The sequence below is a fragment of the Bdellovibrio bacteriovorus genome, assembly GCF_002208115.1.
Lineage (GTDB): Bacteria > Bdellovibrionota > Bdellovibrionia > Bdellovibrionales > Bdellovibrionaceae > Bdellovibrio > Bdellovibrio bacteriovorus_C.
Genome location: NZ_CP020946.1, coordinates 1,278,619 through 1,294,848, shown reverse-complemented (window position 1 = coordinate 1,294,848; position 16,230 = coordinate 1,278,619). Strand labels below are relative to the sequence as shown.

The following is a 16,230-nucleotide window of genomic DNA, read 5'->3' as shown; positions in this document are numbered from 1 at the left end:
GACGAAAATGGGTTTTTCTGATAGACTGCCTCTATGTCGATCAAAAAAGAATGCGGCCCTCAACCCAACCTTGAATCCTGCAAAACCTGTGGCAACCGCTTGGACAGCATTTTGTGCTCCAATCCGGATGTACTGCTGATGGTTGAAAAAGCCCGTGTTTCCTGCCGCTTCAAAGCCGGCCAGATCATTTTTTATTCCGGCAATGATCCTTTGGGTATTTTCACCATCCAGTCTGGTCTGGTTAAATTGGAAGTGACCTCAGCATCCGGCGCGGCTCACACCCTGCGTCTGGTCGGACCGGGCGGCACCCTGGGCTATCGCTCTATGTTTGCCAATGAGCCTTACCACGCTTCGGCTGTGGCGGTGGAAGACTGCGAACTGTGCTTCGTTCCCAAAGCCGAAATCATGAACATCTTCAAAAGTTATCCTGAACTGGCCATGAAGCTTCTGTCTCATATTTCCAAGGACCTGCGAATGGCCGAGGAAAAATGGATGGACCAAATGGATAAGGGCGCTTCCGAGCGCATCGCCGAAGCCCTGATCTTCCTGCAAGATCACTTCGCACATCAGAACTGGACACGCCGGGAAATCGCCCAGTGGGCCGGCACAACTCCAGAAACCGTGATTCGCACCTTGTCTCAGTTTGAAAAAGACGGCCTGATTGACCAGACAGATGGGCGCAGCATTCGCATTCTTTCCCGCGACCGTCTGAAAGACCGCGCGGAGATTCGCTAAGGCGGCCTTTATGGAAAAACGCTTCATCGACAACTGCCCGATCTGCTCCACCCAGGAAGAAGACGTCACTGAACAGATTCTTTCCGTCATTCAGAAAAAAACCTATCCTAAGAACGCCCTGCTGTTTGAACAGGAGGACGAATCCAAAGGTTTGTTCCTGATCACCAAGGGCACTGTGAAAATCTCAAAGATCTCTCCGAATGGGAAAGAGATCGTGCTGGGTCTTCTGGGCGCCGGAAAAACTTTTGGTGAAGGCAGTCTATTGGGACAGGATCGCCAGGCTGACACCGCAGCGACCACCGAACCCACCGAAGTGTTCTATCTGCCAAAAAAAGAACTGCAAAACATTCTGCAGAAAAACCCTCTGCTCTATCAATCTGTGGTGGCCTCTTTGGTGCGCTGGATGGCAAACCTCAACAACGTCATTGAAAACATCAACACACCTTCTGCAAAAGAGCGTGTGTGGTCCTATCTGTGCCGCCTGCAAAGCGAGCAAAACAAACCACTGCTGCAGCTGAGTGGAAAAAAACACGAAGTCGCGCTGATGCTGGGTCTCAGACCCGAAACCTTTTCGCGCGCACTGGCTGAACTCGAAAACGAAGGCCAGATCAAAATGAATCACAAACAAATTCAGATTCTGCAAAGTCCCAAATAATCCCCGTTGATTCTCTGGACCCTACAATTCAGCTCTCTTCTTTTGATTTTTTTTTAAAAATCTTTTGTGATGTGATCTCGATCATGCTTTCGCCACTATAGGGGTGTCACCGGGTTTTGCGCCGCTATCCTATATCTAGTGGTGGAGACCAGCATGAACATCTATAAGCACGACATCGTCTTCCAGGAAGTCCCAAATCATATCTCATTGGCGTTTTATGTTTGTGGCTGCCCGTTGAAATGTCCGGGGTGTCATTCTCCGGAACTTTGGACCGAAAAGACCGGCACTCCCCTGACGCCGATCATGTTTCTTGAACTGGTGCGACGCTACCGCCAGCGAATCTCCTGCGTCCTCTTCCTGGGTGGAGAATGGCGCCAGGACGAACTCCTTGAATTTTTAAAACTCGCGCATCAGGAAGATCTCCTCACCGCTCTTTATACGGGGCTGGATCACATCCCGCATGAACTGCAACAACACCTCGACTTTTTAAAAACCGGCCCGTGGATCACTGCCCGCGGAGGCCTGTGGTCGCCCACCACCAATCAGATCTTCAGGGATCTGCGTAGCGGTGAAACTTTAAATCATCTTTTTCAACACAACACAAAGGAGCCCTCCCTATGATCCGTCTCACAGAAGAGCAGATACAGAAAAAAATCGAATTTGTTCAGCAATACAAAGCCGCCAGCAATGCCGCTGAAGGCTCCAAGCTGGATGCCAACGCCAACGTCACTCTGAAAAACATCGCCACACTGGAGGCCGAGATCAACAAGGACATCAACATCCAGATCAACCGCAGTCTGGTCGCCGGAAAGATCGCCGATCTCTTTGGTCCGGATCTGGCAAAAGAATATGTGCGCCAAATTGAAAGTCATGAAATTTATGTGCATGATGAAACATCTTTAAAGCCCTACTGCGCTTCGATCTCCATGTACCCCCTGCTGTTGCAGGGACTTAAAGATCTGGGTGGCGAATCCAAAGCTCCGCAGCACCTGGAAAGTTTCTGCGGCTGTTTTGTGAATCTGGTTTTTGCCGTGTCAGCGCAGTTTGCCGGCGCCGTGGCCACCGTCGAATGGCTGATGTATTTTGACCACTTTGCACGTCTGGATTATGGCGACGATTACCTGAAAACGCATCGACGCATTATCAACAATCACCTGCAGCACGTGGTTTATGCCCTCAATCAGCCCGCCGCGGCCAGAGGCTATCAGTCAGTGTTCTGGAACATCTCGGCCTATGATGAATACTATTTCAAATCCCTGTTCGGCGATTTTGTTTTCCCGGACGGCGATCTTCCCCGCTGGGACAGCGTCAAGAAACTGCAATCTCATTTCATGAGCTGGTTCAATGACGAACGCAAGAAGGCGATTCTGACTTTCCCGGTGGTCACAGCCGCCATGCTTGTTGATGACAAGGGCCCGCGGGACCTGGATTTTGCCACGATGTGCGCCGACGAACTGAGCCGCGGCAACAGCTTCTTTATGTACATGAGCGATTCCGCCGACAGTCTGGCCAGCTGCTGCCGTCTGCGCAATGAAATCTCGGACAATACGTTCAGCTATTCTCTGGGGGCCGGGGGCGTCGCGACGGGATCCATTAATGTGATCACCATCAACATGAACCGCCTGGTGCAAAAAAATCTGGATCTGGCCGAGATGGTGGACAAAGTGCAAAAGTATCAGGTCGCTTATCGCCAGCTGATGCAGGAATATTTCGAGGCCGGCTTGTTAAGTGCCTATTCCGCAGGCTTTATCACCCTGACAAAACAGTTCCTGACCATCGGGATCAACGGCATGGTGGAAGCGGCCGAGTTTTCCGGCCTAAGCGTGGAAAACAGCGCAGCCTACAAGGACTTCGTGCGGGAAAAACTGAAAGTCATCTATGATGCCAACCGCAAAGCGCGGGAAAAATACGGTTTCATGTTCAACACCGAATTTGTTCCGGCGGAAAATCTTGGGGTGAAAAATGCCCAGTGGGATCGCAAAGACGGATTGTTCGTACCAAGGGACTGCTACAATTCCTATTTCTATGTGGTGGAAAACGACGGCGTCAATCCGCTGGACAAAATGGATCTGCACGGCAAGGAAATGATGCAATATCTGGATGGCGGCTCCGCCCTGCACTTGAATCTGGAGGAAAGACTGACTTCCGACGGATTCCTGAAACTGATCCGTGCGGCGGCTTTGTCAGGCTGTAATTACTGGTGTGTGAACATCAAGATCACGATCTGCAACGTTTGTGAACACATCGACAAAAGAACTCTGTACAAATGCAGCGAGTGCGGCAGTCAGGACATTGACCACGCCACCCGGGTCATAGGCTATCTGAAGCGGGTCTCAGCCTTCAGTAAGTCCCGCCAGATCGAAGCGGCGAAAAGGTTCTATCACCCTACGCCTTCACCCGTATCATCTTTGGCAGGAACAACCAGCCCCAGACGATCAAACCCAGAATCCAGGTATACGCCGCATAGACCAGATGGGACTGATAGATGTGCGGAGCAAATCCCGCTGACAACCTAGTCAGTCCGGCAAATCCCATCAGAAGGGCTCCAAGGAACAACCCCTTGGAGTTCTTCTCCCAGATCATGTCATGCTTTCCGTGGGACAAAGTCACACGCGTCGCAATCATGAAAGTCATCAACCCCAATCCCGAGACCAGAATCACATGCAGCAGATGCACGCGAAAATCCAAAAAGGCCACAGTGCCCCACTGTCCCAGCAGCAGCATCCACGCTGAACCCCACAGCCACCAGCTTTGGAAGGCACGACGCTGCGGCAGGTGGTGCAGCTTCCAGAATTTAAACACGATAAAGCTCATCACCAGGGCGCGCAGAATCTGACCGGACAGCGGCTGCACCAGGACTTCAAGCACAAAACTTCCCAGGAAAGCCACGGCCAGAGCCGAATACAATTTGATCTGCGGAGTGTACTTGGAAGACTCGGTTGGCAGCGGAGCCCAGCCCAGCAGGGCCGGAATCAAACGGCTTCCCACACCCATTACCAGACACAGTACATACGCCTGCAGGAAGAACGTGCGCGCCAGTTGATACAACTCACTGGGCACATTCACAAACTGCCCCAGCAGCAAAGTAAGGCTGCCCACCAACCCGGCTCCAAGGCCGACACCGACAAACAGAAATGAATCCGGCGGATTGTTTTTACGATTCAAAAACCGACGGGCCATATAAGTAATCAGGAAAACAAATAACGCTGTGACGGTGAAATAAAAGAAAGTTTTGCTGCCTGGAATCAGGCTTGCGAACAATAGACCAATCAACACCAGCGACGCCCGCTGCTCATTTTTAGTGGGACCAAAGCTTGCGGTGAATTTCGGGGCCGCGGTCATTAAAAAGCCCGCGACAAAACACAGAAAGAAGCCACCCGACATGATTTCAGGATGATGCAGTCCCGGATAGGTCACCAGATTCCACGGAAACAGAATCCACAGCAACACACCCCACACAGCCATCACCCAGCCCGCTGGGAAGAAGTATCGGTATGCATCCATTGAAGTCGTATTCATATTAGCCTCGCTCCACCCTCTTGAGGGGTTGATTCGACACTAACACTCTTTCCCGGCTCGAAACATGATCGGGATCAATAATGCACTAGCCCCCGGCCAGCCATAAGCCTATCAGGGAGGCGCCACAGATCACCATGGAACCACCCACGATGCCCACGCTGGCACCGACAACCATTAAGCTTCCAACAACACCGCCCACGAAAATATTCTTTGCCAATTCCATTTTTTATTCTCCGATGAATAATCCGAGAATAATGGCGGCCAGCGTGGCAAAAACATGACCGAAATCAAGAGCCGCCGGTTTCACCCGGGAAATCAGCAGCCCTGCTGATGGGGATCATGCCCCCAGAACCATCGTGTTAAGATCCACGGTCAGCTGCTGGGTTACGCCGGCAAGCCCCCCGATCTCTCCACTGCTGGCGGCGACTTCTTCCGCGGACGCGGCATTGGACTGCGATGCCTGATCCAGCTGATTCATGGCTTTGCCAATCTGTGCGATCCCGGCACTTTGTTCGACAGAGGCCGCGGCAATTTCATTGTTCAAATCCGCGACCTTCTTGACTGATTCAACGATGTTTTTCAAAACCACACCGCTGTTGTCAGCAACAACACTGCCTTGTTCAACCTGTTCCACCGAGGCTTTGATCAGCACGGTGATGTCCTTGGCGGCCACCGCACTTCTCTGCGCCAGCGAGCGCACGGCCTCTGCCACCACGGCAAAACCCTTGCCCTGCTCCCCGGCGCGCGCAGCCTCCACGGCAGCGTTCAAGGCCAGCAAGTTTGTCTGAAAGGCGATGTCATCAATGACCGAAATGATCTCTTCAATCTTCTTGGATGACTTGCTGATTTCACTCATGGATTCAATCAGGCCCCGGATCTCGCGCTCCCCGGCCTCGGCGGATTCACGCGAGCTTGCCGACATGGCCGCGGCCTGTCTTGCATTGTCAGCATTGACCTGCACCATGGACGTCAACTCCTCCAACGAAGCCACCGTCTCCTCCAAAGAGGCAGCCGCTTCCGTCGAGGACTGCGACAGCGTGATGCCCGCTTCACTGAGCTGGGACACAGAGGAAGTCACATCCCCGCTGGCTGAAGACAGACGGTCGGCAATCAAAGAAATGCCCCTGGCAATACGGTTTGAAATCAAAAGAATAATTGAGATGATCACGATGCTTGCCGTGGTGTTGATGATCCCGGTCCACAGGTACACGGATTTCTGCAGGCTCTCGGACTCAAGCCCCTCCTGACGCGCCCGTTCCTCATAGGTCCTGGCAATGGTCTGGTTGTTTTTACCAATCAAAGTGCCCAGCTGCCAAACCTCACCCAAAAGAAGGGCGCGCGCCTCGGTCAGTTCCTCGGGTTTGCCACTTTCCACCAACGCGATGGCTTTTTCAAGAAGCCCCAGATAGTGATCTTTGTTCTGTTCAATAAACTGACGACTCTCTTTTTCCTGTTCAGAATGAATCGGATTCTTTTGGTAAATTTCAAAGTTCGTGCGCCAGTCACGGATCGCTTCCCGGGCAATTTCCAAGCGCTCTTTCTTCAGTTCGGGATTGTCGGTGGAACTCAATGCCACAAAGATGCTGTAGCCGTATCTGTTCCGGGCAATTATCAGACGATCCAAGGCCGTGGTGCTGGGAATGATCTGATCATGGGCCGAATCAAGCAGACTTCCGACGCGACTGATGCCATCAAAGGACACCCACGAAGCGACTGAAAAACCCACAACCGGCAAAAGCGCCACCGCCAACAACCTGCCCCGAATACCCTTGAACCACGCCTTCATCTCTTCCTCCGTTTTTAGTGCGTGCAATAAGTCGGTCCGATTTATGGGTAGCTTTACGTTTTTCTGATCTACCCCGGGGGATGAAAAAAACAACTCGACCACACGGATGTTACAGCACCATGGGGCAGGTTAACTGCGAATCTTCAGAAGGAACTGGATCAAACTCTCGGGTAACCGGGAAGGATCCGGTAATATTTCAAAGGAATAAAACATCTGGGGGAAGTAGTGCTTGGCGGCCTTTTCAATCGCAAAGGCCCGCGTGCTGATTTGTGCGCTTTCCGCCTCCATGCACGCCTTGCGCATATCTTCGATGCCGTAGCGGCCTTCATAGCCATCATAGTCTGTAGGTTTGCCATCGGTCAGAATAATGAGCACTTTTTGCCGTGCCGAGCATTCCCTCAGGATCCGTGTGGCGTGACGGAGGGCCGGGCCCAAACGTGTATAACCCCGGGGCACAATCTGCTGCGCCCGGGAAAAATACGCGCTCCAGTCCTCGCCCTGATCCTTTAAAATCTCAAAGGCGCATTTGTGTCGGGTTTCGGAAAATGCCCCCGCCACCAAGGTGTTGTCCGGGCCTGAGGGCTGCAACAGACCCCACAGGCCGACCGCCTCCAGCTCAGTATCGAGCACGCGCCGGTCACTGACATAAGAATCCGTGGAAAGGCTCAGATCCAAAACTATCACGATCTGCAGATCACGTTCGCGCTTCACCTGAGTCTGGTACAACCGGCCGGGGGAAGGGATTTTATTCTGCACATCTCCCACATGCCGAACCAATGCATCCAGATCCAGCTCCGGTCCATCCAGCTGACCTTTGCGCCATCTGCGCTGGTTGCGAACGGCCGCAAGCTGCTGCTGGCAACGACTGATCAGACCACTGTGCTGTTCTTTCAACTGCCCGGCCAAATCTCCTCCCACAGTCACTTCGGGATGACTGACCAGAAGTTTACAATAGTCCTTCAGATACTGCTTCTTTTTAAAATGCCATTCCGGGTAATGGACTTCTTCGGTGGATGTGATCACCTCGCTCAGGTCCTCACGCACAGAACCTCCGGCGAAATCCGATTTGAAAAACGAAGCCGCCGATTCTCCAGAGCGGGTCACCTTGCGCGGCATGATCTCTTGCAGAGCTTCAGCGTGTTCCTGTAGCTGATCGGAACCGTCAGCCACCCGGCTCCCGCCCTGATAGTCATCCACCGTTTCCATCTTTTCAAAGGAATGTGTCACCGGATTGTGCTCTTCCTTGTCCAGATCCACTTCTTCTTTTTCAAAGTGGGTCTGCATCACAAGTTCAGATTCTTTCTGCGATGTTCGTGGCTGGAGGGAGCTTTCCCCCTCCCGTGAAAAGTGGCTCGGCCCCCGGCTGGCCAGCCCACCCCACAACAGCCAAACGTCGTCAGGAAACGGTTCATTGCGCTTGATTTTTTGAACATCCAACGAAGGTTTCAAACCCTGCGGATGCAGCGGGTTCAGCAAAACCAATGCCTCGGTTCCGGCCCGCGTGACCGGGGTGTTTTTTAAATGAAAAAAGAAATCCTTCGTCAGTTCCCGGTGAAATTCGGCAAAAGCCGGATAGATCTTTTCAATAATTTGCGACAACGGCTGGCGCATTTTGGAAAAATGCACCGCGCGGGCATAACCATTCATGTCGGCGTCAGGCCAGCACAAACCAAGTCTTTGCGCCGCAGCCAGATGCAGCGCCTGATGAATGTATAAATCACGATTGCGTTTTTTTTCCGGAAAAAATCCGATGGACTCGGGAAGATACAAGACCCGATCGCTCACCCCGCTTTGGCGTGAGGCATGGATCTCGAAACTTTCCTCAAAGAATGGCTGCACCACCAGGGCCAGGGCCTTGTCGCAGTCCTGCAGCCCATAGCGACTGGATTGCGAAGCCCTTGTCTGTCTTCGCCGATTCCAGCGCACCGCCATTTCAAAAAGCTTCTCGGTTAAATCCATATCACATGCTCAAATGAATTAGATCCTTCAGGCCTTCCAGCACCTGAACGTCATCAGACAGGCACTGACCAACACCAAACAAGCAAGCCTGGCGCAGAGACATCCCGGACTTGAACAGACGGGCCGCATGCACCAGCAGGCGCGTGGACACGGTCTCTTTCAACTCAAGGTGTCTCTGCCCGCGGATCTTATTCCCCAATTCAACCAGACGCTGACAGGTTTTCAGATCAACCTCGGTCACCCGATGCAGAATTTCAGTTTCCAATTCCGGCATTGGGTAAGACAGACTTAAAGTGACAAATCTTTGACGAGTGGACGGTTTTAATTCCTTAAAGCCCCGCTGGTAGCCGGGATTGAAACTGGCCACACACATGAATCCGGCAGGCGCCACCAGTTCTTCGTTGGTGCGATCCACATACAGTTCGCGACGGTGATCCGTCAGCGGATGCAAAGCCACAATCACGTCTTCCCGGGCTTCGGCGACTTCATCCAGATATAAAATCGCCCCTTCACGCACGGCGCGTGTGACCGGCCCATCCTGCCACACAGTTTCATTGCCTTTGATCAGAAAGCGCCCCAGCAAGTCAGCACTGCTGGTGTCTTCATTGCAGGCCACTTTCACCAAAGGACGTTTCAGTTTTTCGGCCATGTGGGCGACCAGCTGACTTTTTCCACAACCGGTGGGTCCCTTGATCAACAGCGGCAGCTGCTGCTCATAACAGCGTGTGAACAGATCCACTTCGTTGGCGACTTCCCGGTAATAGACACTCATTTGACTTCACCTGCAGGTTTCCCGAAGCGGATGAAGTTCCAGACATAGGCAACAATCCCCACTGAAAACAGCGATGCGGCCAGCACCAGTCCCAGGAAGTGAACTTCGACCTCTTTTTGCACGGTCAAAAAATCCATGCCCAATTTTCTTTCCAGGTACACCTGCGCGATCCCCGCCACTCCAAAAGCCAGCGTCATCGCAATCATGCCGATGTTGGAGGTCCAGAAAGCGAACACATTCATACGGGAATCCTGCAAGTTCCGACCGGTCAGTTTTGGCATCGCATAGGCGATCAGCGCCAGCACCAGACAGGCATACGCTCCCCAAAATGCCAGATGTCCGTGCATCGCTGTCACCAGAGTTCCATGCGTGTACAGGTTCACCTGCGGCAGAGTGTGGGCAAAGCCCAGGAAGCCCGCACCGACAAAGGAAAGAATCGCGGTTGCCATTGTCCAGGCCATCGCCATTTTGTTGTCAGGATTTTTCCCGCCTTTGCGGGCCATGGCCACGGCATAGATAGCAAAACCCAAAAATGCCAGCGGCTCCAAAGCCCCGAACAAACCACCCACCAGCAGCCAGTATCTGGGTGTACCGATGTAATAGTAATGGTGCCCGGTTCCCAGAATCCCGGACAGGAAGGTGAAACCGACAATGATATAAAGCCATTTCTCGATAACTTCCCGGTCCACGCCGGTCATTTTGATCAGCAGGAAGGACATGATCGCCCCCATGATCAGCTCCCACACACCTTCCACCCACAGATGCACCACCCACCAGCGCCAGTAAGAATCCAGCGTCTGGTGATCCGTGTTGATCATGCCCGGCAGATACAGCAGTGCCGCCATCAACAGGCCCAGGAACAAAACCATGCTTGTTGTGGTGTAGCGTTTGCCCTTCCAGATCGTGCCACCGATCAGATAAATAAACAGCAGCACATCGGCCACCACCAGATAGTCCAAAGGACGTGGGATTTCCAGGAACTTACGTCCCTCCCACCAGTTCATGTGAAAACCGATAATGGCAACCACACCCACGGCCACCAAAGCCCCCAGCTGCACATACGCCAGCTTCGGGTGAATCAGTTCGCGGTCCGCCTCTTCAGGAATGATGTAGTAGGCCGCCCCCATAAAGCCCGTCAACAGCCACACCACCAGCAAATTCGTGTGCGTGGCGCGCGCGGCATTGAAAGGAATGATGTTATGCAAACCATCGAAACCCATATGGGCAAAGCCCATGATGAATCCATAAACCAGCTGCAGCGAAAACAGCAGCATGCAGGTGGCGAAAAACCAGTACGCTATTTTTTGTGTTTGATACTTCATGATGTCCTCATTTTATCTGTGACAGGTAAGTCACAAGTTCCTGGATCTGCTCGTCTGTCAGGGGCAGTTTTGGCATCTTGGAATCCGCCTTCACCGCCGCAGGATCTTTCAGCCAGTGAGTCAGGTATTCACCGTCACGACGACTGCCGATCCCATCCAGCGTTGGTCCGGTGTTGCCGCCAGTGCCATTCATCGTGTGGCAGGCTACGCAAACCTGACCGTAAATCTGCGGCTGGGCCACAGTCGCCTGCACGGCAGCGGCACTGACCGGCTGAGCCAGATCGGGTTTCGGAGGGAAGCCATTCAAATCCATCGTGCCGATCCATTTCAAGAAGGCCGTCAGATCATTGATCTCTTCTTCGGTGAAGTGATAGTTGGTCATCTTGCGGTCATTGGGATACATGGCCTGCGGGTCGCGCAGCATGGATTTGATAAAGATCTCTCCGCGCCGTTCCCACACTTTGGTCAACTCCGGCGCGTAATACGCGCCCTCTCCCAGGATGGTGTGACACCCCATGCAGTTGTTGCGATCGAAAAGATGTTTACCGCGCACAACTGCGTCGGTCATTTCGATCTGATTGGTCTGTTTGGGAATCCGGCGGAAGGTGTCTATGGTCAGCAACACGAAGGCCGCTGAGCAAAGAACCGTTCCCACTACAAAAAACTTCTTTGCCTGTGATTTGGTTAACATGTTGCTCCTGTGCTGTGGGCATTTTTCAGAAGAAATAACACTGCACCCGCCCGCCAATCTTTGATCCAGATCAAGAATGATCACTAAATGATAAAAATCCCAGAGTTGATCCGGATCATGTTTTGGCCCTTAAAGTCTTGGCATTCTGTGCAAGAGGACCTTATGTCAGACAAGATCAGCGTACTTAAAAAACAGGATTTTCTTCGCCAGTTCACCGAAAAGGAATTGCGCGAGATCGCACCCTATTTCGAGCTTATACACTGCACTCAGCGGGACACGTTGTTTGAAAAAGGCCAGCCGATCGAACACATCTATCTGGTGCTGTACGGGTCTTTTAAGATTCAGGAGTCCATTGACCGGGATGCAGTGAAAATATTCAACTTCCTCAGTCAGGGTGAGTTCCTGGGCGTAGCCATGGCCGGACTTCCGAACCCCCGCTATCCGACTTCCGCCGTCTGTAACGAGGACAGCACTTTACTGAAAATACCGGTGGGGTTGTTCTTTGATCATCTGATGCAGATCCCGGAACTGCGCCGGCGTGTGAACCGCCAGATCTCCGAGCGTTTTCTGGAGTTCCAGAACGACATCTGCAAGTCCCATAAACTGGCGCCCCACCGGGTGGCGGACTTTCTGCTGCGCCTGCTGGCTCGGCAGGGATCACAAAGCGGTTATATCAACATCCCGCTGACCCGAAATGATATTGCCGAACGGATCGGCAGCCAGAGTGAAACCGTGATTCGTATCCTGAGCCAGTGGACCAAGAACGGCTGGATTCAAACAACCGACAGGCATATTGAAATTTTAAACCGACAGGCGTTGATGGAGGTGGAAAGTGAACGACCTTCTAAGAAAGCTTCGCGAGGAGCATCAGACCATCTTGAAAATGTTTGAGCAAAAAGCACCGATCCTGGAGATCCTGCATTTTGTGGAGGCGGTTCATCACCCCTTGGAGGAACAGGAGCTGTTTCCGAAAATCGCAGCGCACCCCCTGCTCAGCCAGGGCGGACCGCTGTGCACCTACTTCCGGGGCATGGAGCTGGATCTGGCCCCGCAAAGCGAACCTCGTCGACGCCTGAAGCTGCTGCATGAACAGGGCCTGCCCCAGGCCTCAGCCTATCCGTCGTTCGAATGGCTGAACGCGCAGAACCCGCTCAGCCTGCCCATGGATGAACATGAACTGGGTCATCACCTGGCCGAGGCCATTAAAATTTTATTAAAACCCGAAATGCGGGAAAAATATCCCGGGGCTTTGGAAGCTTTAAAGTCCGACTATGAACAGCTGTTGCGCCGGCATATTGCGAAAGAGGATGGATGTCTGTTCGTGTTATGTGAGAAACTGCTGGCGTAAGCCCTGTCGCAGATTTTCCGCAACAGGGGCTTGCTATTGGGGCTACTCGCAGAATCCGCAGCAGCCTTCTTTTTTCTTTTTGGTCAGGCGCAGTTTCCAAACGTTCGGACCTTTTTCCAGATACTCGTCGACAAACTGGTTGGGGCGGGATTCCCCGAACTGGCGAAGCAGTGGCAGTGGATCATGGTTGTTCACGATCACCAGGCTGTCACCGCCCTCCAGATTATCAAAGCTTTCAAAAATATAGGAATGTCTGTGCATAGGCTCGATCTTTTGTGCCTCGATTACGAACTCTTTCATACTAGTTCCTCCTTGTTGGTAAGACCACTTTAAGCCGTCTCACCCCCATTGGCCTTGATTCAAATCAAGGGATGAACTTTATCAGGTCTTTTGGGTTTCCTGCCGCGCCGACTTGGCGGCCGCGTGGTACACCTTCAGCATCCAGCACAGTAATAATAAAGGAGTGGTCATAGTCACCGCCTTCGACTTTGCTGTATTTGATGCCCAGAACGCTGGCGATTTCGCGGGGTTCTTTGTCAGACTTGGATGTCAGCAGATTCCACTGTGTGCTCAGTTTCTTTTTCTTCGCATAGTCCTTCAGAACCTTCGGAGTGTCCTTGGCCGGATCAAAGCTGACCAGCACAAAGCGCACATCTTTCTTACCCTGTTCGGCCAGGGCTTTTTCCAGTTGCTGCATTTGCGCCAGGATCAGTGGGCAAGTATAAACACAGCTGGTGTAAGCCATGGAGATGACCACAGGCTTGCCACGGTACTTTTCCAGTTGAAAGACTTTTCCGTCTTCGTCCAGCAAAGAGGAATTCAGATTGTAAATGGATTCATCATGCAGCGGTTTTGATTTTTCCGCTGCGGGTGCGGCTTGATGATGGTGATGATCATGATCCCCTGCCTGAACCGGGCCCGCCATCAAAAAAGCTATCGCCACAAAGTGAACTTTTGAAAGTTTCATAACGTCTCCTCGTTATTTAGCGCAGCGAAAGCCCAGGTTTTGCACTGTGTACCGGGCTTGCAAACTGCTGCGAAAAGCAAATCTCATAAATGCGGCATAATCGCCGGGATCCGCAGCGCCGGAAGCCCCCGCGCCACAAAACAGGTTTTTATCCAGTCCACCATCGGCCCGGGATTCCCCGGTGACCAGCGCGGTGTTAAAGTCCTCGACCCACTCCCAGATCAGGCCGTGCATATCATGCACGCCAAACCGGTTGGCACTGCCCTTTTCGACGGAAGCCAACGGCCATTCTGCGCCGCGACCATACCATTCCAATATCAATTCACGGATTTCGGTGCGATTTTTATAGGGGGATTGTGCAACGTATTCCCATTCGTTGGTGAAAGGAAGTCTGCGCCCTTTCCAGGCGCAGTATTCCCGGGCGGCAAACCAGCTCACCCGCACCACCGGCGAATTCGCCATTGATTTATCACCGAACTCCAGATCCGCCGGCCAATAGCTCAGATAGCTGCTGTCGGCAAAGATCTTTTTCACCCCGGCTTTGCGCCACTGGGGATTCTGGCGCACAAATTCCAGGTACTCGGCATTAGTGACCGGACGCATGTCGATCTTAAATTCCGCCACCTTGATGCTTTTCTGATTCAGCTTGGCTGGCATTTTGTATTCACCAGCCGGGATCAGCACCTCGGGGGCGGCTTGTCCAGCACAGGAAAGAAGGACGGCTGTCAGCATTATCCAATTTTTAAGACCGTCCATTCTGAACCTCCGTAGTTACTTTTTACCCGCAGCCCGAACTGCTTTGACATCAGCCGGAGTCACAACTTTTTTGGAGTTGCCCCACATGCTGTAGATGTAAGTCAGTACGTTCGCAGCATCTTCATCCGACAGAATCTGCGCCGGCATCACTGAGTTGTACTCTTTGCCGTTGACCTTGATCGGGCCCTCAAGACCGTGAATCACCGCAGAAATCGCCTTATCCTTGTTTTTCAGGAAGTCCGACTTCGCCAGTGGAGGGAACGCACCCGGCAGCCCCTGACCATTGCTCTGGTGACAGGCAAAGCAAGAGGATTCATAGATACGTTTACCGCCAGACAGTCGTTCTTCCAGAGTTTTGGCTGGGATCTGTTTCGGAGCTTCCGCACCAATTTCCTGGATCACACCACCCTCAGGCAGATAGATACCGTCTTTGGTTTTTCCGGAATAGACTTCATGGTCTTCTTTGCCTTCCACTTTCAGCATCCCGATGGCGCCTTTATTGAAGGCACGGAAGATCGAGTGATCCACCAGAATGAAAGTGCCTGTAGTATCCAGTTTGAATTCCACAATGGCAGATCCACCCGCCGGAATCAAAGTAGTCTGGACGTTTTCATTCACCAGCTTGCCACCTTCAACATAGACCTTGTCAAAGATCTCACCAATCACGTGGAAAGAGGACACCAGATTCGGCCCCCCGTTACCCACAAACAAGCGGACCTTTTCACCAGTTTTGGCTTTCATGGCGTTATCGCCCACCAAAGACCCGACGCTACCGTTAAAGACCACATAGTCGGCTTTTTCCTCGACCGCTTTAGTCATGCTGAACGGCTGCAAACCCGGAGCTCCATATTTACCCTTAGTATAGAACTCACTCTGCAACACATAGAATTCACGGTCCACTTTAGGCAGACCTTCTTTGGGTTCAACCAGAATCAGACCATACATCCCGTTGGCGATATGCATGCCCACCGGCGCAGTTGCACAGTGATACACATACAGCCCCGGATTCAGTGCCTTGAAACTGAAAGTGGAGCTGTGACCGGGAGCAGTGAAGGATCCCTCCGCACCACCACCCTGTCCAGTCACAGCGTGCAAGTCGATATTATGAGGCAGCTTGCTGGAAGGGTGATTGTGCAGATGGAACTCCACCTGATCCCCTTCACGGATACGGATGAATTTACCGGGAACCTTGCCCCCGAAAGTCCAGAAAGTATAGTCCACCCCATCGGCCAGGCGGAGCTTCACTTCCTTGGTTTCAAGGTTTACGATGACCTTGGTTGCATGTTTGCGAGTGATTGGCGGTGGCACTTCAGGTGCATCAGTCAGCACCGCCACCTCTTCACCCTTGATATTGTCAGCCAGGACCGGCATGGGAGCCAGGCAGGCGATCGCTCCAGTTAGCAGTAGTCTTTTGTAGTTCCAGTCTTTCATCTTTTTTCTCCTTGATGAATACAGTCATTCTCGGAGAAATTCCGGGTGAAGTACATGACGGCCGTCAACCATTGCCCAATCTTGACCGATTTTTTTCAGAAAATTCACCCGCCGCTGGACCACCGCAGAATAAAACAACCAAAAATTGACAAGGATCAAGGTGACCCGGACCAATTTCTAATATAGTGAGAAGTTTCAGGTTTCATTAGGAATCGAAAAATCAAGACAATGCAACGATTTACAGCACCTGTTCCGCTTGCGGAAAACAGATTCCCCGACTATTTTCTGG

Annotated in this window: 16 protein-coding genes and 1 pseudogene; 6 read left to right on the top strand and 11 right to left on the bottom strand. The window is 52.3% G+C overall.

Annotated features, from left to right (window positions below; translation table 11 throughout):
* Nucleotides 1–33: 33 nt before the first annotated feature.
* From B9G79_RS06345 to nrdD, 4 genes are all read left to right on the top strand, one after another.
* Nucleotides 34–735 (top strand): Crp/Fnr family transcriptional regulator, encoded by a 702-nt coding sequence (locus B9G79_RS06345; RefSeq protein WP_038449816.1) that lies wholly within the window; start codon nt 34–36, stop codon nt 733–735.
* A 10-nt stretch (nt 736–745) separates the two neighbouring features.
* Complete coding sequence (locus B9G79_RS06340) at nt 746–1,390, top strand: Crp/Fnr family transcriptional regulator (RefSeq protein ID WP_011164989.1); 645 nt, start codon at nt 746–748, stop codon at nt 1,388–1,390.
* A 153-nt stretch (nt 1,391–1,543) separates the two neighbouring features.
* Nucleotides 1,544–2,011 carry an anaerobic ribonucleoside-triphosphate reductase activating protein gene (nrdG, locus tag B9G79_RS06335; RefSeq protein WP_011164990.1) on the top strand — a complete coding sequence of 156 codons (468 nt, stop codon included), beginning with the start codon at nt 1,544–1,546 and terminating at the stop codon, nt 2,009–2,011.
* Nucleotides 2,008–3,906 carry an anaerobic ribonucleoside-triphosphate reductase gene (gene nrdD, locus B9G79_RS06330; RefSeq protein WP_011164991.1) on the top strand — a complete coding sequence of 633 codons (1,899 nt, stop codon included), beginning with the start codon at nt 2,008–2,010 and terminating at the stop codon, nt 3,904–3,906. The genes nrdG and nrdD overlap by 4 nt, the downstream gene beginning before the upstream one ends.
* On the opposite strand, the pseudogene B9G79_RS18310 reads toward nrdD, so the two are convergent.
* The 7 genes and pseudogenes from B9G79_RS18310 to B9G79_RS06300 form a co-directional block, all read right to left on the bottom strand.
* Nucleotides 3,848–4,855 (bottom strand): annotated as a pseudogene (locus B9G79_RS18310) (NnrS family protein); the annotation flags it as partial. The gene nrdD and the pseudogene B9G79_RS18310 overlap by 59 nt on opposite strands.
* Before the next feature lie 139 nt (nt 4,856–4,994).
* Entirely contained in the window at nt 4,995–5,132 is a 138-nt protein-coding gene (locus B9G79_RS18145) for a hypothetical protein (RefSeq protein ID WP_011164993.1), read from the bottom strand.
* 114 nt (nt 5,133–5,246) lie between these two features.
* Complete coding sequence (locus B9G79_RS06320) at nt 5,247–6,695, bottom strand: methyl-accepting chemotaxis protein (protein WP_011164994.1); 1,449 nt, start codon at nt 6,693–6,695, stop codon at nt 5,247–5,249.
* 129 nt (nt 6,696–6,824) lie between these two features.
* A complete protein-coding gene (locus B9G79_RS06315) occupies nt 6,825–8,654 on the bottom strand; it encodes a nitric oxide reductase activation protein NorD (RefSeq protein WP_011164995.1) in 1,830 nt (609 codons plus the stop codon).
* 1 nt (nt 8,655) lies between these two features.
* Nucleotides 8,656–9,426, bottom strand: coding sequence for a CbbQ/NirQ/NorQ/GpvN family protein (locus B9G79_RS06310; RefSeq protein WP_011164996.1), 771 nt, complete (start codon nt 9,424–9,426; stop codon nt 8,656–8,658).
* The gene (locus B9G79_RS06305; RefSeq protein WP_011164997.1) at nt 9,423–10,748 is read right to left on the bottom strand and encodes a cbb3-type cytochrome c oxidase subunit I; all 1,326 of its coding nucleotides are present in this window, start codon (nt 10,746–10,748) and stop codon (nt 9,423–9,425) included. Before B9G79_RS06305 ends, B9G79_RS06310 begins: the two co-directional genes overlap by 4 nt.
* Nucleotides 10,749–10,755: 7 nt before the next feature.
* Nucleotides 10,756–11,439: a c-type cytochrome gene (locus B9G79_RS06300; RefSeq protein WP_038449822.1), complete on the bottom strand. Its 684-nt coding sequence runs from the start codon at nt 11,437–11,439 to the stop codon at nt 10,756–10,758.
* Between the two features lie 162 nt (nt 11,440–11,601).
* Between B9G79_RS06300 and B9G79_RS06295 the strand changes: the two genes are divergently transcribed.
* Together B9G79_RS06295 and B9G79_RS06290 are read left to right on the top strand one after the other, a co-directional pair.
* Nucleotides 11,602–12,330, top strand: a complete 729-nt coding sequence (locus B9G79_RS06295) for a Crp/Fnr family transcriptional regulator (protein ID WP_038449825.1) — start codon at nt 11,602–11,604, stop codon at nt 12,328–12,330.
* Complete coding sequence (locus B9G79_RS06290) at nt 12,323–12,787, top strand: hypothetical protein (RefSeq protein WP_038449827.1); 465 nt, start codon at nt 12,323–12,325, stop codon at nt 12,785–12,787. Before B9G79_RS06295 ends, B9G79_RS06290 begins: the two co-directional genes overlap by 8 nt.
* A gap of 42 nt (nt 12,788–12,829) precedes the next feature.
* On the opposite strand, the gene B9G79_RS06285 is transcribed toward B9G79_RS06290, so the two are convergent.
* From B9G79_RS06285 to nirK, 4 genes are all read right to left on the bottom strand, one after another.
* Nucleotides 12,830–13,087, bottom strand: coding sequence for a DUF2249 domain-containing protein (locus B9G79_RS06285; RefSeq protein ID WP_011165001.1), 258 nt, complete (start codon nt 13,085–13,087; stop codon nt 12,830–12,832).
* Nucleotides 13,088–13,151: 64 nt separating this feature from the next.
* Nucleotides 13,152–13,754, bottom strand: a complete 603-nt coding sequence (locus B9G79_RS06280) for an SCO family protein (protein WP_011165002.1) — start codon at nt 13,752–13,754, stop codon at nt 13,152–13,154.
* A gap of 12 nt (nt 13,755–13,766) precedes the next feature.
* A complete protein-coding gene (locus B9G79_RS06275; RefSeq protein ID WP_011165003.1) occupies nt 13,767–14,510 on the bottom strand; it encodes a formylglycine-generating enzyme family protein in 744 nt (247 codons plus the stop codon).
* Nucleotides 14,511–14,525: 15 nt separating this feature from the next.
* On the bottom strand, nt 14,526–15,941 hold the full coding sequence (gene nirK / locus B9G79_RS06270; protein ID WP_011165004.1) for a copper-containing nitrite reductase: 1,416 nt from the start codon (nt 15,939–15,941) through the stop codon (nt 14,526–14,528).
* Nucleotides 15,942–16,230: the final 289 nt, after the last annotated feature.

What these genes read in the sequence shown, in the direction of transcription:
- B9G79_RS06310 (WP_011164996.1), bottom strand. Translation starts at nt 9,426, where the DNA reads ATGAGTGTCTATTACCGGGAAGTCGCCAACGAAGTGGATCTGTTCACA.
- B9G79_RS06295 (WP_038449825.1), top strand. Translation starts at nt 11,602, where the DNA reads ATGTCAGACAAGATCAGCGTACTTAAAAAACAGGATTTTCTTCGCCAG.
- B9G79_RS06340 (WP_011164989.1), top strand. Translation starts at nt 746, where the DNA reads ATGGAAAAACGCTTCATCGACAACTGCCCGATCTGCTCCACCCAGGAA.
- B9G79_RS06300 (WP_038449822.1), bottom strand. Translation starts at nt 11,439, where the DNA reads ATGTTAACCAAATCACAGGCAAAGAAGTTTTTTGTAGTGGGAACGGTT.
- B9G79_RS06315 (WP_011164995.1), bottom strand. Translation starts at nt 8,654, where the DNA reads ATGGATTTAACCGAGAAGCTTTTTGAAATGGCGGTGCGCTGGAATCGG.
- B9G79_RS06275 (WP_011165003.1), bottom strand. Translation starts at nt 14,510, where the DNA reads ATGGACGGTCTTAAAAATTGGATAATGCTGACAGCCGTCCTTCTTTCC.
- B9G79_RS06285 (WP_011165001.1), bottom strand. Translation starts at nt 13,087, where the DNA reads ATGAAAGAGTTCGTAATCGAGGCACAAAAGATCGAGCCTATGCACAGA.
- B9G79_RS06305 (WP_011164997.1), bottom strand. Translation starts at nt 10,748, where the DNA reads ATGAAGTATCAAACACAAAAAATAGCGTACTGGTTTTTCGCCACCTGC.
- B9G79_RS06290 (WP_038449827.1), top strand. Translation starts at nt 12,323, where the DNA reads ATGTTTGAGCAAAAAGCACCGATCCTGGAGATCCTGCATTTTGTGGAG.
- B9G79_RS06320 (WP_011164994.1), bottom strand. Translation starts at nt 6,695, where the DNA reads ATGAAGGCGTGGTTCAAGGGTATTCGGGGCAGGTTGTTGGCGGTGGCG.
- nrdG (WP_011164990.1), top strand. Translation starts at nt 1,544, where the DNA reads ATGAACATCTATAAGCACGACATCGTCTTCCAGGAAGTCCCAAATCAT.
- B9G79_RS18145 (WP_011164993.1), bottom strand. Translation starts at nt 5,132, where the DNA reads ATGGAATTGGCAAAGAATATTTTCGTGGGCGGTGTTGTTGGAAGCTTA.
- nrdD (WP_011164991.1), top strand. Translation starts at nt 2,008, where the DNA reads ATGATCCGTCTCACAGAAGAGCAGATACAGAAAAAAATCGAATTTGTT.
- B9G79_RS06345 (WP_038449816.1), top strand. Translation starts at nt 34, where the DNA reads ATGTCGATCAAAAAAGAATGCGGCCCTCAACCCAACCTTGAATCCTGC.
- B9G79_RS06280 (WP_011165002.1), bottom strand. Translation starts at nt 13,754, where the DNA reads ATGAAACTTTCAAAAGTTCACTTTGTGGCGATAGCTTTTTTGATGGCG.
- nirK (WP_011165004.1), bottom strand. Translation starts at nt 15,941, where the DNA reads ATGAAAGACTGGAACTACAAAAGACTACTGCTAACTGGAGCGATCGCC.